General features: G+C 49.5%; 19 protein-coding genes. 5 read left to right on the forward strand and 14 right to left on the reverse strand.

What is annotated here, in order from left to right:
- Positions 1–29: 29 nt before the first annotated feature.
- On the reverse strand, positions 30–842 hold the full coding sequence (locus tag DEU30_RS12080) for a helix-turn-helix transcriptional regulator (RefSeq protein ID WP_114982327.1): 813 nt from the start codon (positions 840–842) through the stop codon (positions 30–32).
- A gap of 102 nt (positions 843–944) precedes the next feature.
- Between DEU30_RS12080 and DEU30_RS12085 the strand changes: the two genes are divergently transcribed.
- The gene (locus tag DEU30_RS12085) at positions 945–2,069 is read left to right on the forward strand and encodes a hypothetical protein (RefSeq protein WP_114982328.1); all 1,125 of its coding nucleotides are present in this window, start codon (positions 945–947) and stop codon (positions 2,067–2,069) included.
- A 300-nt stretch (positions 2,070–2,369) separates the two neighbouring features.
- Positions 2,370–3,236, forward strand: a complete 867-nt coding sequence (locus DEU30_RS12090; protein ID WP_114982329.1) for an AraC family transcriptional regulator — start codon at positions 2,370–2,372, stop codon at positions 3,234–3,236.
- Positions 3,237–3,326: 90 nt separating this feature from the next.
- Here the strand turns inward: DEU30_RS12090 and DEU30_RS12095 are convergent, their stop codons facing one another.
- The 12 genes from DEU30_RS12095 to DEU30_RS12150 all read right to left on the reverse strand — a co-directional run bounded on the left by DEU30_RS12095 (position 3,327) and on the right by DEU30_RS12150 (position 14,020).
- Positions 3,327–4,508: an NAD(P)/FAD-dependent oxidoreductase gene (locus tag DEU30_RS12095; RefSeq protein ID WP_114982330.1), complete on the reverse strand. Its 1,182-nt coding sequence runs from the start codon at positions 4,506–4,508 to the stop codon at positions 3,327–3,329.
- Positions 4,508–4,999, reverse strand: coding sequence for a peroxiredoxin (locus DEU30_RS12100; RefSeq protein WP_114982331.1), 492 nt, complete (start codon positions 4,997–4,999; stop codon positions 4,508–4,510). Before DEU30_RS12100 ends, DEU30_RS12095 begins: the two co-directional genes overlap by 1 nt.
- Positions 4,983–5,774 (reverse strand): class I SAM-dependent methyltransferase, encoded by a 792-nt coding sequence (locus DEU30_RS12105; RefSeq protein WP_114982332.1) that lies wholly within the window; start codon positions 5,772–5,774, stop codon positions 4,983–4,985. The genes DEU30_RS12100 and DEU30_RS12105 overlap by 17 nt, the downstream gene beginning before the upstream one ends.
- The gene (locus tag DEU30_RS12110; RefSeq protein ID WP_114982333.1) at positions 5,771–6,223 is read right to left on the reverse strand and encodes a GNAT family N-acetyltransferase; all 453 of its coding nucleotides are present in this window, start codon (positions 6,221–6,223) and stop codon (positions 5,771–5,773) included. Before DEU30_RS12110 ends, DEU30_RS12105 begins: the two co-directional genes overlap by 4 nt.
- A complete protein-coding gene (locus DEU30_RS12115; RefSeq protein ID WP_114982334.1) occupies positions 6,220–7,092 on the reverse strand; it encodes a Dam family site-specific DNA-(adenine-N6)-methyltransferase in 873 nt (290 codons plus the stop codon). The genes DEU30_RS12110 and DEU30_RS12115 overlap by 4 nt, the downstream gene beginning before the upstream one ends.
- Positions 7,093–7,173: 81 nt before the next feature.
- Positions 7,174–8,766 (reverse strand): AAA family ATPase, encoded by a 1,593-nt coding sequence (locus tag DEU30_RS12120; protein WP_114982335.1) that lies wholly within the window; start codon positions 8,764–8,766, stop codon positions 7,174–7,176.
- A gap of 45 nt (positions 8,767–8,811) precedes the next feature.
- Positions 8,812–9,885 carry a 3-dehydroquinate synthase gene (gene aroB / locus DEU30_RS12125; RefSeq protein WP_114982336.1) on the reverse strand — a complete coding sequence of 358 codons (1,074 nt, stop codon included), beginning with the start codon at positions 9,883–9,885 and terminating at the stop codon, positions 8,812–8,814.
- 18 nt (positions 9,886–9,903) lie between these two features.
- Positions 9,904–10,437, reverse strand: a complete 534-nt coding sequence (gene aroK / locus DEU30_RS12130; RefSeq protein WP_011235696.1) for a shikimate kinase AroK — start codon at positions 10,435–10,437, stop codon at positions 9,904–9,906.
- 137 nt (positions 10,438–10,574) lie between these two features.
- Positions 10,575–11,858 (reverse strand): type IV pilus secretin PilQ, encoded by a 1,284-nt coding sequence (pilQ, locus tag DEU30_RS12135; RefSeq protein WP_114982337.1) that lies wholly within the window; start codon positions 11,856–11,858, stop codon positions 10,575–10,577.
- On the reverse strand, positions 11,855–12,682 hold the full coding sequence (locus tag DEU30_RS12140) for a hypothetical protein (protein WP_114982338.1): 828 nt from the start codon (positions 12,680–12,682) through the stop codon (positions 11,855–11,857). Before DEU30_RS12140 ends, pilQ begins: the two co-directional genes overlap by 4 nt.
- Entirely contained in the window at positions 12,675–13,211 is a 537-nt protein-coding gene (locus DEU30_RS12145) for a hypothetical protein (protein ID WP_114982339.1), read from the reverse strand. Before DEU30_RS12145 ends, DEU30_RS12140 begins: the two co-directional genes overlap by 8 nt.
- A complete protein-coding gene (locus DEU30_RS12150; RefSeq protein WP_114982340.1) occupies positions 13,199–14,020 on the reverse strand; it encodes a hypothetical protein in 822 nt (273 codons plus the stop codon). The genes DEU30_RS12145 and DEU30_RS12150 overlap by 13 nt, the downstream gene beginning before the upstream one ends.
- A 178-nt stretch (positions 14,021–14,198) precedes the next feature.
- Here DEU30_RS12150 and DEU30_RS12155 point away from each other — a divergent pair, with 178 nt between their 5' ends.
- Positions 14,199–16,661 carry a penicillin-binding protein 1A gene (locus tag DEU30_RS12155; protein WP_114982341.1) on the forward strand — a complete coding sequence of 821 codons (2,463 nt, stop codon included), beginning with the start codon at positions 14,199–14,201 and terminating at the stop codon, positions 16,659–16,661.
- Between the two features lie 38 nt (positions 16,662–16,699).
- Here DEU30_RS12155 and DEU30_RS12160 read toward each other — a convergent pair whose 3' ends face one another.
- Positions 16,700–19,141: a bifunctional aspartate kinase/homoserine dehydrogenase II gene (locus DEU30_RS12160; RefSeq protein ID WP_114982342.1), complete on the reverse strand. Its 2,442-nt coding sequence runs from the start codon at positions 19,139–19,141 to the stop codon at positions 16,700–16,702.
- Between the two features lie 174 nt (positions 19,142–19,315).
- Here DEU30_RS12160 and metJ point away from each other — a divergent pair, with 174 nt between their 5' ends.
- Both metJ and DEU30_RS12170 read left to right on the forward strand, forming a co-directional pair.
- Entirely contained in the window at positions 19,316–19,639 is a 324-nt protein-coding gene (metJ, locus tag DEU30_RS12165) for a met regulon transcriptional regulator MetJ (protein ID WP_011235689.1), read from the forward strand.
- Between the two features lie 110 nt (positions 19,640–19,749).
- Positions 19,750–20,141, forward strand: a 392-nt coding sequence (locus DEU30_RS12170; protein ID WP_166649038.1) for a transposase, incomplete at its 3' end; no start/stop codon positions are given.

The raw sequence follows: 20,141 nt of genomic DNA on the forward strand, positions 1-20,141 counted from the left end.
ACTTCGGATACTTTAGGAACATTCGCTAGTTATCGATTGGAGATTTGCGACATTTTTCTTTGGCGGTATTGCAGTGGCGTTTCCAGGGCTCGCTCACGGAAAGCATTCGTAAAATGCGCTTGATCGAAGTAGCCGCAGGCAAGAGCAATGTCGCTGAGACTGTCTGGCGTCATAATCAAATATTGTCGGGCGGCTCGAATTTGAGCAAAGCCGTGCAGCTGATTTGGGGTAAAACCCAAGTATTTGCGTAATTGCCTTTCCAGTGTGCGTCGACTAAACCCGTTCTGTAAAGCCAGTTGCTGAGGCGGTATTAAAGACGCGGACGCATGAGCCAATAGAGTTGACCACTTACGATTCGGTTCTTGAGCGCGATAACTCAGCGTCAGTAACCAGTTCTGCACAGCCTGTACTTGCTGGTCTGCCGTTAGAGTGGACAGTATGTCCATTAATGGCTGTAAACTTAGTTGTTGAGGAAAGGGTGTGTCGAGTAACTCTATTTCGATGTTCTGCGAAGCATCGAGATCCAGTCCCAGCAGTGCTTTCGCGCCTCCCGGGCGGAACCGTACGCTAATGTGTCTCGTTGATATATCCCAACGATGAGTAACGACCCGAGTATGGTGAAAATAACGAGCATTGATCCGAGTATTACGTATTTCAAAAGTTAAACTGGACCCCGCATCGGGGTACAGTTTTTCTTCAATATGGCGCGAATTGTTCTTCGAGTCGTCAGTAACCCACAAGCACTGAACCCAGCTGGAGAGGCTTGGAAACGGTGAGATCATTTCTAACCCAATATTAGAGAAGCTGGCAGCAGGTATTACGTCAAATTTGCTGTGTGACATGCTGATGACCTTCGAAGTGTACGTGAGTAAATAATAACCGATTGTTTAATAAAACACAGTAGGCTATCGTTGGGTAACAACTTAACAACAAAAGTCTGTGTTATGCGTCATTTTCTAGCGCTATTACTGTGTGTACCCTTAATGGTGTCTGCAGAAACAAAAGAAAACCCTCTTGCTGATATCGCTCCCTATTTTGAACAGGGGCGCATTAATACGTTACTTGATTACGTCAGCAATCCGCAAAACGAAGCGCAAATTTATACCATGCTGGGTCGCTCCGATAAGGTCTATGAGTTCCTGACTAAATATACTGAGAAGAGTCACTGCAAGCTGGATAGCTCGGCCAAAAAAGTGCCAGCAACGCCTTTAGTGAAAAAGCATGTTGCGGATCACCAGGTTGTTATGGTGAACGAAAATCACTTCAACGTGGCTTCAAGAGCGCTGGTAGCCAAGTGGTTGCCTTGGTTTAAAGAGCAAGGATTTACACATGTGGGCTTTGAAGCTTTTGGGCCTGGTGAGAAAGCAGCCACAGAGTTTTATTTTCAGGAGCCGATTATGTCTAACCTCATCCAAAAGGCTGAAGTGTTAGGTTTTAAGGTATTTGGGTACGAGGCAGAAAAGAGCACTCCGGACGACATGGACTTTGCTGAAGGCTTTGCATTCAGAGATAAGCAGCAAGCTGAGAATATCATAGAACAAATAACCCAGGCAGATGACAACGCCCGATTCCTGATATTCGCCGGTTGGGCGCACATTGCCGAAGCACCACTTAAATACCCGGGTGGCAAGTACCGCACAATGAGTGACTTTTTGAAAAACGACCATGGTATTAACCCGCTGACTATCGATACAACAGCCTGCCCGTACAGCGGCGACGAAAATAATCCACTAGCCAGTTATGCGTACATGCAGGATGGCGATATCATCAATGTCGGAAGCGTGCAAAACGTTGATATCCAAATACGGGTACCTAAAGCACCACCAACAACCATCGGCTATTTTAGGAAGGCTCTGGGAGACGCCTATATTCCAAATGAAGCGGACTGGCCTGAGAATACACCCGTCATACTTCAGGCTTACAATACTGATAAAGGCTATGTTGCCGACCGTATTCAGTCCGATGCCGGTGAGCAATTACCACTTTATCTTCCTTCCGGTAATTACCGAGTGACCTTGCATAGTCTCGACGGTGAGCTGATTTGGGAAGACAGGGTAGAGTTGAATTAGTTTTTAGGTTGTATCTATGAGCAGTATTTTGCACATGTAACACCGTAATGTGGATATCGGGAGCTTAACGTTGATCTACGTATGGCACTCACTTTTTATCGAAGAAATTAACATTTGGCCTAAGTTCGCTCTTCAAATGTTCGGACAATTATTTGTTGTTACGGCTGTGGCGATGCTGTGTGTTGGTATTGCTAAAAAGCTGCTGCGTAGAACAAATTTTCCTCGATATTGAGCAACCTTAGTCAAGATTAACCCTCTATTAAGTTTTAGTATTAAACCGCTAAGGGGAGAATTACTTATATGTCGAACTATCAAGGTCGGTTTGAGAAAGTTATTAGTCACATTGAGGCGAATCTGGACGCTGATCTTGATATTGATACGCTGTGCAAGCTTGCGCATTTGTCCAAGTATCACTTTCACAGGCAGTGTTCGGCATTCATGGGAATGTCGGTAATAAAACTGGTACGGTTGCTTAGGCTCAAAAGGGCTGCTTATCAGTTGGCCTACAGAGATCATGAAAGAGTTCTGGATATAGCGCTGGCAAATGGCTACGAGAGTCATGAAGCCTTTTCTCGGGTGTTTAAAAAGCACTTTGATAAAAGTCCATCCGAATTCAGAAAGGCGGCTAATTGGACCCCTTGGCACGAGAAATATGAACCTATATTAATGCTAAGGAAAAATATTATGGATAACGGCACAAAATTTAACGTTGATATTAAAGCGTTTCCCGCAACGTTAATCGCGGTAATGGAACATCGCGGGGCGCCAAGTTTATTGGGGGCTTCGCTACAAAAATTTATTGAATGGAGAAAGCTTAATCATCTCCCGCCAAGCAAAAGTAAGACATTTAACTTGGTTTACGATGACCCGAATGTTACCGCACCAGACGACTATCGACTCGATATCGCCTGCTCTGTCGATAAGCCTGTCGCCGCCAATGACTACGGCATAGTCAACAAAGTTATTCCTGCGGGACGATGCGCGGTGATTAGGCATATTGGTAGCGACGACTCTATCGGTGTGATAGTAAGCTTTCTTTATACCCAATGGCTGCCAAAGTCTAAGGTTGAAGTGCGGGATTTTCCTATTTACTTCGAGCGAGTCAGCTTTTTCCCGGATGTGCCAGAGAACGAAATGATAACCGATATTTATTTACCCATTGAATAAAATATAGTTGTCGGCTAATTAGTCTGATCCCGGTCCGCCTCCTGGCACCAAGCGGAACTAAACAGCACAAGTGATCGCTCTGGCAATCACTTAAACCTCCGACCCACAAGCAAAACCACTACTCCAGGCCCATTGGAAATTAAAGCCTCCCAACCAGCCTGTTACGTCCAGCACTTCGCCAATAAAGTACAGGCCGGGTTGTTTCTGGCTTTCCATGGTTTTAGAGCTGACTTCGTCGACGTTTACGCCGCCTAAGGTGACTTCGGCGGTGCGGTAGCCTTCGGTGCCGTTGGGTTTTAGCTGCCAGCGGTTAAGGTTGTCGGCTATGGCCTGAAATTGTGCGTTAGAGGTGTCGGCCAGTTTGTTGTTCAGCGGCCATTGGTGGCGCTCTGCTAATGCGGTCACCACTCGTTTGGGGAAGTGTTGCTGTAATACGGTATTAAGCTGGGTTTTGGGTTGTTGCTGCTGTTGCGTTTTCAGCCACTCAAAAGCGTCTAAGTCGGGCAGCAGATTAATGGTCACGGCTTCGCCGGGCTGCCAGTAGGAGGAAACCTGCAAAATAGCCGGACCGCTGACGCCGCGGTGGGTAAACAGCATGGCTTCACGGAAATAACCGTCGTGGGCTTCTGCACTGACGGGTACAGCTACGCCGGAAAGCTCGGCAAAGCGGGCCTTTTCGTCGTCCTGCAGAGTAAAAGGCACTAAACCGGCGCGTACCGGCACAATAGAATGCCCGAACTGCTCGGCAATTTGATACCCCAACGGGGTGGCGCCCAATTTGGGCATAGACAATCCACCACAGGCAATAACCAGTTTCTCGCAGCTATAGTCGCCACGGCTGGTTTCAATACGGTAGTTGTCGTCGTAGTCTACTGACACAATCTCGGTGCGTAGCTGAACTTTGGCACCGTGTCGGTCGCATTCGCTCATTAGCATGCGCACAATGTCTTTGGCGGAGTCGTCGCAGAATAACTGGCCTAAGGTTTTCTCGTGGTAGGCAATGCCGTATTCAGCCACCAGGCCAATAAAGTCCCATTGGGTGTAACGGCTGAGTGCCGACTTGCAAAAATGCGGGTTGGAAGACAGAAAGTTTTCGGGGCCGGCGTACATATTGGTGAAGTTGCAGCGGCCGCCGCCGGAAATCAGAATTTTCTTACCTGCCTGCTTGGCGTGATCCAATACCAGTACCGACTTACCACGCTGTGCGGCATGAGCGGCGCAGTGCAGCCCTGCCGCGCCGGCACCAATAATAATCACATCCCAGTTCGACATTATTTTTGCAACTGCTCCAGTACGTACTCGGCTTTGCTTACTTCAAAGGACTTGTCCTCTTCTACAAACACGCCTTTTACCTGGCCGTCGGTAATGATCATAGCGTAGCGCTTAGAACGTATGCCACCGAAGTTACCGGTGTCCATGCTAAGGCCCATTGTCTGGTTGTAAGCGCCGTTGCCATCGGACAATAACCGAACCTTTTCTCCGATCCCTAAAGATTCACCCCAGGCCTTCATAACAAAGGCGTCGTTTACGGCCACACAATTAATGCTCAGAACACCCGCTTCTTTTAATGCTTCGGCGTGTTCTACGTAGCCGGGAAGATGTTTCTCCGAACAGGTCGGAGTAAACGCGCCAGGCACTGAAAACAGTACGTGCGTGCCTTTAGCAAATATCTCTGCCGGGTCGTAGTTTTGAATGCCAAGATCACCTTTGCTGGTCAGTGAACCTGATGGAATTTTATCGCCTTCTTTAATTTGCTGACTCATGAAAACCTCGTTTTATGTAAACATCAAAGCGATGCTTTTTACTCTTAATTTGACTGTTTGGTTCACGCCCGGCCAGAAAAAGTGCGCTGTTCGGGCGCTTAACCACCACCCGATATTTGGCCAGAGCGAGGGCGGGTTCCAGCAGGGTATCGGCGTCTTCGTCACTGCCCACCAACTGCTGGAACATTTGCATGTCTTTTTTTACTTGCGCTTTTTGCTTGCCGGTTTTTGGGTACATGGGGTCTAAGTAGACCACGTCGGGCTCTTGAGTATAGCCATTACCGGTAAAAAGATTGTCGGTGCCAATTAACTGCATGCGCTGGCAGGTGTCACCAATAAAGTCGGCTTCCTGCTGAGCTCTGTGCAGGCCATTATCTAGCAGAGCCGCGACAACCGGGTGTCGTTCAATAAGCTGTACGTTACAACCTAAGCCCGCCAGTACAAAAGCGTCTCGCCCAAGGCCAGCGGTACCATCGACAACCGATGGCTTAAACTGTCCGGTTACGCCGACCGCTTTGGCAATAGCTTCGTTCTTTAACTGTGTGTTCTGAGCACGGTAGGCAGCTTTACCCTGATGAAAGTCCACCATTAAGGGCGACATTTTCTGCGGGCTTTGCAGCCAGTGCAGTGCCAGTACGCCGTTGGTCAGCCAAAGCTGAAAAACGTCATTATCCGTAGTTTCAGACGGCAGTCCCCAACGCTCGGCAATGGCTTGTGCCGCAACGGTTTCAGCATCGCTGCCTGCAAGAATGGGAACCCGGGCCGTAGTTGTCACTGCGCGGCCTTACGTTGCATATCAATGTGCGGAATATCGTCTTCCAGATACTCTTCGCTAATGGCTTCAAAACCAAAGCTTTGGTAGAACTTCAACAAATAAACCTGAGCGCCGACCCGAATTGGGGCTTTGGGGGCATATTCTTCAAGATAGTCGATGCTGCGTTGCATGACTTCAACACCCAGCTTCTGACCTCGCACTTTCTCGTGGGTTATTACCCGACCAATACGAGAATAGCCGGTATCGGCGGTGGCCAGGTATAGCCGGGCGTAGGCGATCATTTCATCGGCATTGTTGCGGGCGTACAAATGTAAGGCCTGCTCATCGGCGCCGTCAGCGTCCAGGTAAGGACAGGTTTGCTCCACCACGAAAACTTCTTGTCTAAGTTTCAGTAAGTCGTAAAGATCACGCAGTGAAAGGTCGTTAAATGCTTTTAAATGCCAGTTCATGTGCCTACTTTCTTCAATGAGTTGCTAAGAGAAACCACGTTGCTTTTATTGACTTCGCTATCATATAAGGCGAGCAGCTCGGCCACGGGTTTGCGGCCGTCGCCTTTTTGGCTAATGCTGCGCGAAACCGACAAGCTACTGATATCGGCGTGCTTGTACAAGGCGCGGGTGAGGTCGGTGTCGTGGTTGCTTATTAGTACCGGAATATGGCGTTTCTTCGCAACCTGTACCGCGCGGCGAGCTAACTCGTCCTGATCGGTCAGGCCGAAGCCTCCGGTCGCGTAGCTGGTAAAGTTAGAGGTCTGGTCCAGCGGTGCGTAGGGTGGGTCGCAGTAAATCACATCGCCTTGTCGTGCACGTCGAAAAACCTGTTCAAATGGACGGCAAATAAACTTGGCTTTGCGCGCTTTCTCGGAAAAATGCTCGAGTTCTTTTTCCGGGAAGTACGGTTTGCGGTAGTCACCAAAAGGCACGTTAAAAATGCCTTTGCTGTTATAACGACACAAGCCGTTGTAGCCGTGGCGGTTCATATACAAAAAAAGCAATGAACGAAAGTATGGGTCGCTGCTGGCATTAAAGGCGGCGCGCAGGGCGTAATAGGCGTCGGCCTGGTTGTTGCGGTCAACGAACAGTTTGCGGGCGTCCTGAATAAAAGTTTTAGGACGGCGCTTCACAAACTGATACAGGGTAATGAGATCCTGATTAATGTCGTTAAGTAGGTAGCTGTCGTAGTCGGTATTCAGAAAGACTGAACCGGCGCCCACAAAAGGCTCGATGAGCTTTTTACCTTGCGGCAAGCGTGCTGTTATCGGCTCGATAAGTGAGTACTTACCGCCTGCCCATTTTAAAAATGCCCGATTCTTCTTCATGCGCCGGCCGTTGGTTTATCCTTTGCGGATTGTAACCCAAAGGCCGGGGGATGAAAATTGCTGACTGAGCTATTCGTCCCGCTACTGGTTATTAATGTCGCTTTGTACACTGGCAAACGACTTAGCCCAGGGTTCCATTTGCTGCACTTCAGCTGGCAACTGCGTGGCGGCTGCACGTGCTTGCTCAATGCTGGGGTAGCTGCCAAAGATAACCACATAACGTTGGTCGGCACGCTGGTAAACCTGGGTATTACCGGCTATGCCGTAGTCGTTACGGAAATTGCGCAGTAGCTGCGGGTCGCTAATAATGCTGATTTGCAGCGTATAGTTTCCTGAGCTCTGATCCAGCGCCCATTGGGTCTGGAACGGTAGTGCCCGTTGGGGCTGCTGCGGTTGCGGCTCAGGTTGTTCTGCTTTAACTTCTGGTTCTGGTTGGGCTACAACGGTATCAATGCCTGCCTCGGCTGGCGACTGCTCGTTAGACTCTCCGACAGGCTCGGCTTCCTGTGGCTGTTGTTGCTTTATGAAGCCAAGTGAGATTTCGCCTTCTGATATTTCAGAGGCAGCGACAGTATTCAGTGTGCCCAGAGCGTTCCGGTAAGACGCCGCTAATTCTGCAGGAACCAGTTCTAAAGAGCGCTCGGTTAAAGGCTCAAAGCTTGGCAGGCTGGCGGCTTGCTCTGTTGCTTCTGCTGTTGTTTCAGGTACGCTTTCTGTCGTGTTGTTTGCAGCGTCTCCTGCGGTTGTTTCTGCCGGTGTCGCTGATTCAGAAGTCACTTGCTGCCAATAAGCGGTTAACTGTTCTTTATTCAAAAAGCCGGCAAAAGCCAGACTAATAACCACTGTAACTAAAATAATGGGCCAAAGGCGCATATTCCGACGGTTGTTTTGTGCTGGGCTATGTTTTGCTGTGCTCTGTTCGCTGGCGTTTTTACCGTCGGCATTCTTGTCGGAATTCTCGTCTGTCGTGGTATCGCGATAACGGGCAGCCTGAGTTGTCAGAGTAAATTGCAGACGTTGCTGAATTTCTCCGGGAAACCCATGAATGGAATTTAAAAATTGCTGAATGCGTTCCAGGTTCCAGAAGCTGCGCTGTTTTTCTGGTAATAAAGCCTGCACAAAGCGAATTTGCTCGTCATGGTTAAGCGGCTGAACTTCTATCATGGTTGGCCCCTGCACCCGCAAGTGTGGTGCCGGACGCTGCTGTTGAGCCCAACGGCTGTCGCCGGTCACAATAATGCTGGTGCGCTGGCCAATGGCACTCAGTTGGGTAACGGTAGAAATGCACTCGGCCATGAAGCTTTCGGATAGCTGTTCGCCGTTATCAATAACAACAATGGCGTGCTTTAGCGGGCGCTGGCGTTGAATTTGACGACTTAACGACTCGTCGTTAATGCTGATAGTACCGAACAGTTGGTTCAGAATTTGGGCGCGGAGGCGGTCATTGGTCGAGCGTTCGTTGGCGCTGATAAAAGCGACTTCAGCGTATTCCGATGCCTGTTCAAGAAAGACTTCAGCAATGGTGGTTTTGCCGCTGCCTTCTTTACCGTGCAGCATAATAAGCGACACGCTTTGCTGGCACTGCTCGTGGAGCTGGTCAATAACCTGCTGTTGGCTCGGTTTGGTTTTTACCGGCGCGGCAACAATATGTTGTGGGCTTGCAAGTGCTTGCATCTGTCTGTTCCTGTCTGTCAGCCGAATAGAGATAACGCGTTGGCGTTAGCAACATTCAGTGATCACAGCAGCAACGGTATTGTGTTCTACAGTACTGACAACTTCAGCCTGACCAATAGCAACCGGAAGAACAAAATGCAGCTGACCGTCTTTTACTTTCTTATCGCGCTGCATGTAGTCTAACCAGTCCTGCCAGGGCATTTGCGGGCCCTTTGTTGGCAAGCCAAGTGCCAGCAGTAAATCTTTAATGCGTCGAAAATCTGACGAATTGAGCCGCTGTGTCACTTCTGACAGCTTAGATGCAATTATAATGCCAGCAGCCACAGCCTCGCCGTGTGTCCATGCGCCGTATTCGGTGGCGGCTTCAATGGCATGGCCAAAGGTGTGGCCTAAATTCAGCAATGCCCGCAGGCCTTTTTCGCGCTCGTCTAACGCCACAACTTCGGCTTTAATTTCGCAGCTGCGTTGAATAGCGTAGGTTAGTGCGGCCGGGTCTTGCTGATTTAATTCTTCGGTATGTTGTTCCAGCCATTGGAAAAAATCGGCGTCGTAGATAACGCCGTATTTTACTATTTCGGCTAAACCGCTGCGGTAGTCCCGCTCAGTGAGCGTTTGCAGGCAGTCAATGTCGATAACCACCGATTTAGGCTGATAAAAAGCGCCAATCAGGTTTTTGCCCTGAGGATGATTAACCGCGGTTTTACCGCCCACGGAAGAGTCAACTTGCGACAGTAAGGTGGTCGGAATTTGGTAAAAATCGACGCCGCGTTGAAAAGTTGACGCCACAAAGCCGGCTAAATCACCTACCACACCGCCGCCTAAAGCAATAATGCCACAGTCGCGGTTAAAACCTGCGTCTATCAGAATATCCATGGCCTCGGCATAGCTGTCCAGACTTTTGAACTGCTCGCCGTCGCGCATTTCAAACACTTTCACCTGATGACCGGCAAGGCTTTTTAATAACGGCTTAAGGTAGTACTGACTAATGGTCGGGTTAGTGACGACCAGCAGTTGTTGATTCAGTTTGTGCGGAAGGCGCTCTACATAGTTGGGTAACAGGGCGTTACCAATGTAGATGGTGTAGCTGCGTTCACCTAAAGAGACGTTAACCTCAGCCATGAACGCAGCTCCTGTTACTTACCCAAGACCGTTAATGGACTCAAGCTGTTCGATAATGTCGTTGACCACAAACTTTGCACTTTGCTCATCGGTTTGCACCGTAATGTCGGCAATTTCTTCGTACAAAGGATCGCGCTCTTGTGCCAGCTCTTCAAGCACTTTGCGTGGGTCTTCAGCTTCGGCAATTAGAGGCCGGCGTTTATCACGCTGGGTACGAGCCAACTGCTTCTCGATAGGGGTTTTTAAATAAACCACCACACCCCGAGCCGATAACCGGTTACGGCTTTCTTTGCTCATGACCGAGCCGCCACCTGTCGCTAAGACGATGCCCATGTTTTCGGTAAGCTCTTCGATCACTTTTTCTTCGCGTGCACGAAAGCCTTCTTCACCTTCAAGCTCGAACACCCAACTGATTTCGGCACCAGTGCGGCGCTCAATTTCAGAATCTGAGTCGTAGAACTCTAAATGTAATTGTCTGGCGATTTGACGGCCAATCGTACTTTTGCCAGCCCCCATGGGCCCAACAAGAAAAATATTACGTTTCTCAGCCATATTCCTGCTTACATCATTGGTTAAAATTAGCTGTAACTCACGAATCCGGAGTGTCTGGAGACGTCCCCCAACCCAACGAAAAGAAGCGCGATTATCGCAACTTGAGCCCACTTTAGCAATAGTAATCGGCTTTTGGACTAACTTTGTGGCAATATCGTTGGTGTTACAAAAATCATAAGTTCCCGCTTTTCATCGCGTTGCTGCTGATGAGAGAACAATTTCCCGATTAATGGCAGCGACCCTAAGATGGGGACGCGACTGTCATCATTCAAGTTATGTTCCTGAAAGATTCCGCCCAGAACGATAGTTTCGCCATTTTTTGCCAGCACACGGGTGGACATTTCCTGAGTGTCGATAGCAACAGCTGGGCCGGTTGGGGTGGCAATGGTATCGCCGCGCGTGTTTTGAGTTATGGTCAGCTCCATTAAAACATGGTTGTTGGGAGTAATTTGCGGTGTAACGCTTAAGCCCATTACCGCTTTTTTAAACTGCACTGCAGTAGCGCCGTGTGCGGCGGTTTCTACATAAGGTATTTCGGTGCCCTGCTCTATGTAGGCGGGTTGTTGGTTCGACGTGAAAATTTTTGGGCTGGTAATAATTTCTGCTTTGTTCTCCTGCTCCAGTGCAGTTAGTTCGAGATCCAGCAGAATATCGTCACTCAGCCGCGCTAAATTAGCAGAAAAAGTGCCGGCGGGTGCGGCGGTAGGCAAGTCTACCTGCATGCCTTTAACAAAACTTCCGGCGTCTTCGGGTATTGCCAGACCGTATTCCGAAACACCCCAGCGAATGCCCAGTTCTTTACTAACATTCGCTTTTACGGTGACCATGCGGGCTTCAATCAGTACCTGTTTAACCGGCACGTCCAGATCATTAACCAGTTGCCGGATAGTTGCCAGTTGCTCTGGTGTATCCCGTAGAATAAGTGTATTGGTACGTGCATCGACGCTTACCGCACCGTTTGGTGACAGAAAGCTCTGCTGCTCGTTTTTTAGTAGCTTGGCTAAGTCGCTGGCCTTTGCGAAGTTAACGCTGAGTAAAATCGAGCGATACTCGTTGCTATCTGTGGTGTGTTCACCGGCAACATCAATGCGCAGCATAGAGCCCTGCAGACGAATAGCGAGATCATGGCTGGCGATTAACGTAGCAAATGCGTCCTGCCATGCCACACCATTCAGCTTCAGACTGGACTCACCCTTCACGTTGTCGGTCATCAATATGTTCAGTTGGTGCTGATCCGCTAATAGCTGTATGAGGTCGCGCAGCGGCATTTTACGGGTGTTGAGAGATACCGGTTGTAAGCGCTGTTGTTCGCTAAGCAGGCTTTGCCAGTTCTTGTCGGCTGCATAGACTGCAGACACGGGCTGGAAACTCAGAATAGCCAGCAGCAAAAAGACATAAAAAGAGAGTCGTGTTGGTATCATTGTGAGGAATTGTCCTTAGTTAAATGGATTTTCAACGATTTTGCTGACCAGCATCCGGATTGCTTTTCCCAAAGCTGAAATTCGGCGTATTCGCCGTTAACGCTTTGTAGCTGCATGAGAGGGGCCGCTATCCAGCTACTTGCCGCGAGTGTCAGCAGTGGTTGGTTCGGTATTTTCAGCAGGGCTTTTTTAACCGGAGAGGTTTGAGTGGCAATTAACTGCACCAGAGACCAGTCGTTAATGTGAATATCGCTTTGCATTTCAGGTTTGCCCAAGCACTCGATAGGCTCTGCGATAACGTCCGGGAAGTCTGATTTAAACAACGAATGGGCGCTAAGTTCTGAGAGCGCTGGGCTGCCAGCCGTTAACCAGAGAAATTGCCAGCTTAATTTGCCGCTGTTTTCCCCGATGTCGCGCCAATTTAGTGTTTGCGTAAATGGAAACGGCTGTCGCACTTCCTGCTGCTCCTGCATGATAGAAGCGACCAGCCGTAGCGCGTTCTGGTAAGCGCCGGTAACACCAACCAGCCATTGCTCCGCGTTTTCCGGGCTTTGTTGATAATAGAGGTCGACATTGTGTTGCCTTGCCGCCTGCGTTAATAAAGTGGAGACATCCGTTTCTGCGTGCTTCGTTACAACTGGTTCGGCTTGCTCCGGAACCTCTGGAACGTACCGCTGCAGTTGCTTCTCTTGCTTTCGAAGCAGCTCATTTAGCTGGCTTGCCTGATAACTGGTAAGAAAGTAACTGACACCAATAGCCGTCGTCGTGAAAAGCAGAACAGCACCGACCCATAACCACAGCGGTTTTTTAAGTGACTCAGCCATTAGGTTCAGCTCCGCTATTCACGTTTTTCTGAGAACGAATGTAGGAGAACACCACACCTTGCTGAGGCAATAGTTGCTGCTTTAGTCCGGGTTTCACTAACTGCTTTTCCAGCCATAAATACTGTTCATTAACCTGCTGTATCTGCCGGTAGATGGCGGTGAGTTTCATTTGTGACTGGCTAAGGGAAAGCTCGCGCTGCCGGAGTTGGTGCTGTGTTCGCTCAAGCAGAGCGTAAAATGCGTTGAGCATGTCGTGGCTAGTATGCTTTCGGTGGATAAAGGCCTTTTGCAACTGCTGCTGTTTTTGGTAGAGCTTCCAGCGTTTTAGCTGAATATTCTGCTCTTCCAGTGCCAGCTTTTGCTCCGCCAGCTGATGTTTTAGATTGCTCAGGTAACTCTCATAAGAAATGACCCATTGCACGGATACAACGCCGACAATAAGCAGCAGGAGAATCCCCAGACAATGCAGCGCACGGTAACGTAGCCATAGGCTTTGTTCCCGCCACTGCAACAGGTTTAGCGATGCCATTGACTGAACCCCCGCAAAGCTAACCCCAGCAGCACTAATTCGTTATCTAAGGCCGAAACAATAGGGGCAACATTGTTCTGGAAAAAGGGTGCTGTAGAAAGCGTCAGGTGTTTCAGTTGTTGATTAGAAAGTTGCCGTTCAAGTTGCGACTGAATGGCTTTATCGCCAAAACTCATTACCCAGTTGAATTGATGAGACAGCTGAGCCTTAAGCAAAAAGCCCACCAAATTGTTGGTGTCGACAGAGTCGAGCCGCTGAAAGACGCCGTTTTTACAATAAAGCAAAATGGATTGTTGCTGACGGAGATCAACGACTATCCACGCCATGTCAGTCTCGAACTTGGTATTGTCAGGCCAAAGGTAAGGCAAAACCGCATTAGCTGCCCGTACTACTGACTGATAAACGGGTTCAACCACTTGCACCGGCATTTTCAGCGGGGCCAGTAAGACCAGCAATTCCTCCAGTGCTGAACGCTGGCCAATAACCGCTTCTGCTTCTTGCCCGTGGTTATGGGTGCAGTAGTCGTAGCTTATACCGGTATTGCGTTTTAGCTGGGGCGGTAATTTTTCCAGTAATTGCTCTTCAACCTGCTGGTTATTGTCTAACGGAATTTTCTGATAGTGGGTTGCGCTGTAGTCCAGTGCCGAGACAATACTGTCTGGTTTTAAGCCCTTGCCGGTTAAGCTGCTATGGTGCTGCTGAGAAAAGTGTTCGACAACAAAATGCCGACCCCGGCGGGACAATTGTAAAACCAGACAATTTTCACGATTAATTTGCACAGCAAGTGGTTGTTGCCGAAGTAATGACATTAGACAATATCCTTATTGTAGAAAAGCCAGATGCAAGCGTAGTGTTGTGAACAAAAATCCTCCATAATAGTCAGTAAGAGTTATGAGCTAATTTATGTCGGTGATTTCGGTTTCAACACTTTGGCGTGTTTCTGGCGTAAGTTCTGACGTAGTAAAAATGAAGTCATGGAGCAGATAATTGAAGTGGTTTAAGCGGCTAATCTACACCTTGCTGGTGTGTATTATTCTTGGCGGGGTAACGGTTGGCAGCCTTTACTTATACGTTAAGCCCGAGTTACCCAGTGTGGAAACCTTGCGGGACGTGCGTTTGCAAACACCAATGCAGGTGTTTAGCGCTGACGGTGAACTGATCTCGCAGTTTGGCGAAAAGCGCCGAATTCCGGTAAAACTGGAAGATGTACCTCAACCGCTTATTGATGCTTTTCTCGCTACCGAAGACAGCCGTTTTTATCAGCACTTTGGGGTTGATCCAATAGGTGTTGCCAGGGCTTTTAGCGTGTTGCTCACCACCGGTGAAATTCAGGAAGGTGCCAGTACCATTACCATGCAACTGGCGCGAAACTTCTTCTTAAGCTTTGACCGTGCCTGGATGCGTAAGGTGAAAGAGTCTTTTATCGCTGTCCACATTGAACAGTTGTTGAGTAAAGACGAAATTCTTGAACTTTATTTGAATAAAATTACCTTTGGTCATCGTGCCCACGGTGTCGGTGCAGCCGCGCAGGTGTACTACGGTAAGCCGTTAAACGAACTGACGCTGGCGCAAATGGCAACCATTGCCGGTTTGCCTAAAGCACCGTCTAACCTGAACCCTATTTCAAACCCTACTGCCTCTAAAGCTCGTCGACGCGTTGTCTTATTGCGCATGCTGGACGAGAAGAAAATTACTCGTGCTGAGTTTGAAGAAGCTGCAAATGCTCCTGTCACAGCTCGACGCCATGGCGCTGAGGTGACAGTGCACGCGCCTTACCTGGCAGAAATGGTGCGTCAGGAAATGGTTTATCGCTATGGTGAAGATAAAGCCTATAACGAAGGTTATCAGGTGTACACAACCATTAGAAGCGACGTACAGTTGGCTGCGCGCCAGGCTATATGGGATAACCTGCACAGCTATGATGAGCGACACGGTTATCGCGGTCCTGTTAGTTTATTGTGGTCAGCAGAGAAGAATGAAGAGCCGGTTAAAGAACCAGCCATACGCAAGTACCTGGAGCAACTGCGTGTTATTGGTGCGGTAACGCCGGCGGTTGTGACTGCAGTCGAAGAGCAGTCGGCTGACGTATTAGTGAAGGGAGAGGGTAAACTCACCCTGCCATGGGAAGCTATGCACTGGGCTCGCGAGTACTTAAACGAGGAACGTCAGGGCCCGCCTCCGGAAACCGCAGCTGACATTATGCAGCCGGGTCATGTTATTTGGTTGCGTCGGGTAAATGACGGCAGCGAATGGCGACTGGCGCAAATTCCCGAACCCAGTTCCGCTATTGTCTCTTTACGACCCGACGATGGTGCCGTTGCCGCTGTTGTTGGTGGATACAGTTTCCAGCTGAGCCAGTACAACCGTGCTTTGCAGGCAGAGCGTCAAGTCGGTTCAAACATTAAACCTTTGATTTACTCAGCCGCATTTGAAGAGGGCTTAACTCTGGCTACTTTGGTGAATGATGCCCCCATTAACCAATGGAACCCGGGTTCCGGTGTCGCCTGGCGACCGAAGAACTCGCCGGAAGTCTATGAAGGCCCTATCCGTTTGCGTAAAGCTCTGGCTAAGTCAAAGAATGTGGTCTCGGTGCGCTTAATTCGCGAACTGGGAGTTAAAAAAGTGGCGGATCACCTGGCCAAATTTGGTCTGGATCGCTCAAAAATTCCCGAGAACGAATCGCTTTCTCTGGGTTCTCTTTCAATGACACCCATGCAAGTAGCTCGCGCTTATGCGGCGTTCTCGAACGGTGGATTTCTGATAGAGCCCTACTTTATCAAACGTATTGAAGACGCCGATGGTAATGTGATTAAAGAAACCGACCCGGTGCGCGCTTGTTTCGACTGTGACAACCCGGCTCCGCAGGTGATTAGCGAACAAAATGCGTTCCTGGTTGAGCAGGCAATGAACTCAGCGGTCTGGGGCGGCGGCAGCTGGGCAAATGGCACAGGCTGGAACGGTACGTCCTGGCGTATTCAGCGCTCTAAACCCATTACTGAAGCTGTTGGTCGCAACATTGCCGGTAAAACCGGTACCACCAACGATGTTCGTGATACATGGTTCTCAGGTTTTACCTCGGACCTTGCGACAACTGTCTGGGTTGGGTTTGATGATGTTTCCCGTAAATTAGGACGCACGTCAAAGCATCCTGAAGTCGACTCCAGTCAGCAGGCAATAACTGGCGGTGAAGCGGGTGCGAAAACTGCGTTGCCGGGCTGGATCCTGTTTATGGAGAAGGCGCTACCGCTGTTTCCGTCACGCGATTTTGGTATTCCGCCGGGTGTGGTGAATGTCCGTATCGACTTAGAAAGCGGCAAGTTATCACACAAAAGTGACTACACCACGCGGTTTGAATACTTTATACGTGGTACCGAACCCACTGAGTACAGTCGCGATAACGGTCAGTCTAATGGCGATATCTTTCAAGAAGATGATGACGACTTATTCTAGTCAGGCAAAATCTGTGCAATAACAAATTAGTGGGAGCATTAAGCTCCCACTGCCAGTTTACTCAGTAACTGATTGAGATCCGATTGCACGCCGCCGGCGGTAACGTGTTTACCCGCACCAGGTCCGCTAATAACTAACGGCATTTCTGAATACCAGTCGGTGTAGATAACGAAGATGTTTTCACCGGGTATTAAGTTGGCCAGCATGTCCCCTTCCGGAATGTATTCAATACCAACCTGAGCAGTAACTCTTTGCTCGTCACTGACGGTAAAGCTGGCCAGCAGTCGCGGCACTTTGCCGTCTTTAGCCGCTTCGTCCAGCATCGCCGCCATGGGCTCATCAAGTTCGGATAAGCGTTGCATAAACTCGCTAAGTGGTAGATCACGTAAATGCTCCGGTACCAGGCTTTTTACTTCAATGTCCTGCCAGTCCAGTTTTAAGCCAATTTCGCGTGCCAGAATCAGTAATTTACGCACCAAGTCCTGACAGGACAGGTCTTCACGAGGGTCAGGCTCGCTGTAACCCCGCTCTTTGGCTTCTTTTACCAATGAACTGAAAGTGACTCCTTTGGTAAAATTCTCAAACAGCCACGACATGGTACCCGAGAAAATACCGGAGATACTGCGAATTTCGTCGCCGGAATTTCGCAAATCGTTTATGGCATAATTCAGCGGCAACCCGGCACCCACCGTGGTGTTGTATAGCCATTCACGCTCGTACTCGTGCTGAATGGTACGAATTTCGCGGTACAGCGCTTCGTCGGCGGAGCCCGCGCGCTTATTGGCGCTGATAATATGCAGGCCGTTTGCGAACAAGCTGGGATACAGTTGCGCGACTTGTTTGGCGTCAGTCAAGTCAATGACGACCATCTCGTCGTATGGTGCATTTGGCAACTCGCGCAACAGTTCCGTGAGTACATAAGGCCGCGCCAGACGATCGAAGTCTTCTGCCCACTGAGTGAGCTCGACGCCATTGTAATCCAGCCATAAACGCCGCGAGTTGGCAATGCCCATAACCCGAACGTCCATCACTTGGTTAATGCGGTCGCGCTGCTGTCGGAACAGTTCCAGCCAGGCCGTACCAATGTTGCCGCGGCCAATGACTAAAACGCCCAGGCTGCGACGGTAATTGAATAATTGGCTGTGCAAGCGATTAAGTAAGCGGTTATCAAGCTTTTGCTCCAGAATAGCAACAGCAGAGTCACCGTTTTGCGTCAGCGCAAAGCGCCGCACTTTTTGTTCGGAAAGTTGCAGTTTAAAGGTCGAGAACTGGTCGGTTTCCTGAATGCGGTTACCGACAATGGCCAGCATGGAATAGCCGCGAATTTGAGTAATGGCATCACCCGCGCCCAGACTGTCTAACCAGCCGGTCAGGTAGTCTAAGTGGTTTTGGTGAAACACCAGATACTGCTGATGATTTTCCGGCTCGGTCCAGCTGACCAGCGGCTCTAATTCCAGTTCATCCAGACGTTTTACTAAGGCTTTATCGTGCAGCTCAACCTTAAACAGCACCACCTCAGACAGAGAAGTGAAGACTTTTCCGCGGGGCTGGGTATTCTGGAACTGACCAATGCGAGTTTGCTGATTTTCTACTTTTAAACTGGAGCGAACGGAAATGACCATGCGTTGACGGTCAACCGGCTGAAAGGTTCTTGGGTGCAGAACCGGACTGCCAAGACGCGCCAGTTCTTCGGCTTCGGTCCAGTCTAATGTCGGTAAGCTCACCACGCGCTCAACTTTGCGCGGGTCTGCCGAGTAAACGCCGGCAACATCTTTCCAGATAGTAACCTGACGTGTATCCAGCAGGCTGCCGACTAAGGTTGCTGAATAGTCGCTGCCGTTACGCCCCAGAGTTAAACTCTCGCCGTTTAAACCGCGGGCAATAAAGCCGGTAACAATAAAGCGGGTGCCCGAGTGAGGAGCCACTCTTTGTAATAGTTTTTCACGCGAGTGTTCTACCTGAATAACGGGTTCAGGAGCGTCTGCCGCGAGTAAAAAGTCCCGGGCATCAATGTGGTCGGCGCGGGTACCCTGTTTTTGCAGTAAAGCTGATAACAAGCGGGCAGACCAGAGTTCGCCGTACGACAGTAACTCGGCGTTATGGCTAATGGCTTCGTCGCCGACTAACCAACGACGCCAGCGGGTGAAGTCTTTTTGCGATTGCAGTAGCAACTGTTTTTGTAAGTCGCCGCTTAATAATTCGGTGATCAGTCCTTGCTGAAAACTCTCTAATTGATCGAGCAGAATGCTGGCGGTGTCGCCCGGCTGCGCTTTGGCATTAATAATGGCAAGAATGCGGTTGGTTGTATCTCCGGCTGCGGAAACAACGACTAAGTCGCTGGCACCCGCGTACTCGGTTACAATTCTGGCAACGCGGCGATAGCAGAACGCATCGGCAAGACTGCTGCCGCCAAACTTATGCACCTGAACGCTGTCGGCAACGGCTTGCTTTTGCTCTTCTGTGAGCTGAGTTGTGGTCATTCCGCCTTCCTTAACTACTCGCTTGAATTAGATTACTGCTACTAAGGCTAAAATATTGTCAGGCAAATGTCAGCAACTTTTAGCCATCTAGACGGATAAAATTTGACGGGGTCGTTCATTCGGGTACAATTCATTATAACTTATGTGGTTTTGTTATATAGCGGGACAATAACAATGAAATGGAACGGCGAATATATTTACCCTTATGCTGAACACGGTCGTAAGAGTCAGCAGGTGAAAAAAGTTACGGTCTCAATACCCACGCGCGTGTTAAAAGTATTGACCGATGAACGAACCCGTCGCCAAATTAATAATCTGCGCCATGCTACCAACAGCGAACTGCTGTGTGAGGCGTTTTTACACGCTTTTACCGGTCAGCCGCTGCCGGAAGATGAAGATTTGCAAAAATCCAACCCGAATAAAATCCCCAAAGCTGTGCGTGAAGAGCTGGAAGCCCGGGGATTACCTATTCCAACCGACGAAGAGTTGGACGATTAAACAGTGCGTGTGGCCGTAGCCTGATGAGATGGTCCCCTCCCTCCTAAGCGGCATCGCAATGTGCCAATATAGAGTTTCGAAGATTCTATAGAACGGAGTGGAGAGGACCAATGGCTATTGTAAACAGAATTGCCCTGGATTTGGCAAAGGATTTTATTCAGGTTTTGGCGCTGGATGAAAATGAGCAGGAAGTTTTTAATAAAAAACTGCGCAGCAATAAAGTGTTAGCGAAGCTGGCGACGCTGAGCCGTACGGATGACTGTGAAGTAGCGGTTGAGTCCTGCGGCATGAGTCATTACTGGCGCCGCGAATGTGAAAAGCTGGGTTATAAAACGGTGGCGTTGCCACCGCGTTTCGTCAAAGCGTACCTGCAGGGTGAGAAGAACGATGCGAATGACGCCCGGGCAATAGCCGAGGCGGCATCACGACCCAACCGTCAGACGGTCAGGCTGAAAAGCATTGAGCAGCAGGACTTAGCATTGATGGTCAATCAGCGGGAAGG

The organism is Idiomarina sp. 017G, from assembly GCF_004362265.1.
Taxonomy (GTDB): Bacteria; Pseudomonadota; Gammaproteobacteria; order Enterobacterales; family Alteromonadaceae; genus Idiomarina; species Idiomarina loihiensis.

Coding starts and splice junctions, on each gene's coding strand:
- DEU30_RS12080 (WP_114982327.1), bottom strand. CDS start 842: ATGTCACACAGCAAATTTGACGTAATACCTGCTGCCAGCTTCTCTAAT.
- metJ (WP_011235689.1), top strand. CDS start 19,316: ATGAAATGGAACGGCGAATATATTTACCCTTATGCTGAACACGGTCGT.
- DEU30_RS12085 (WP_114982328.1), top strand. CDS start 945: ATGCGTCATTTTCTAGCGCTATTACTGTGTGTACCCTTAATGGTGTCT.
- DEU30_RS12115 (WP_114982334.1), bottom strand. CDS start 7,092: ATGAAGAAGAATCGGGCATTTTTAAAATGGGCAGGCGGTAAGTACTCA.
- DEU30_RS12120 (WP_114982335.1), bottom strand. CDS start 8,766: ATGCAAGCACTTGCAAGCCCACAACATATTGTTGCCGCGCCGGTAAAA.
- pilQ (WP_114982337.1), bottom strand. CDS start 11,858: ATGATACCAACACGACTCTCTTTTTATGTCTTTTTGCTGCTGGCTATT.
- DEU30_RS12140 (WP_114982338.1), bottom strand. CDS start 12,682: ATGGCTGAGTCACTTAAAAAACCGCTGTGGTTATGGGTCGGTGCTGTT.
- DEU30_RS12160 (WP_114982342.1), bottom strand. CDS start 19,141: ATGACCACAACTCAGCTCACAGAAGAGCAAAAGCAAGCCGTTGCCGAC.
- DEU30_RS12145 (WP_114982339.1), bottom strand. CDS start 13,211: ATGGCATCGCTAAACCTGTTGCAGTGGCGGGAACAAAGCCTATGGCTA.
- DEU30_RS12150 (WP_114982340.1), bottom strand. CDS start 14,020: ATGTCATTACTTCGGCAACAACCACTTGCTGTGCAAATTAATCGTGAA.
- aroK (WP_011235696.1), bottom strand. CDS start 10,437: ATGGCTGAGAAACGTAATATTTTTCTTGTTGGGCCCATGGGGGCTGGC.
- DEU30_RS12090 (WP_114982329.1), top strand. CDS start 2,370: ATGTCGAACTATCAAGGTCGGTTTGAGAAAGTTATTAGTCACATTGAG.
- DEU30_RS12110 (WP_114982333.1), bottom strand. CDS start 6,223: ATGAACTGGCATTTAAAAGCATTTAACGACCTTTCACTGCGTGATCTT.
- aroB (WP_114982336.1), bottom strand. CDS start 9,885: ATGGCTGAGGTTAACGTCTCTTTAGGTGAACGCAGCTACACCATCTAC.
- DEU30_RS12095 (WP_114982330.1), bottom strand. CDS start 4,508: ATGTCGAACTGGGATGTGATTATTATTGGTGCCGGCGCGGCAGGGCTG.
- DEU30_RS12100 (WP_114982331.1), bottom strand. CDS start 4,999: ATGAGTCAGCAAATTAAAGAAGGCGATAAAATTCCATCAGGTTCACTG.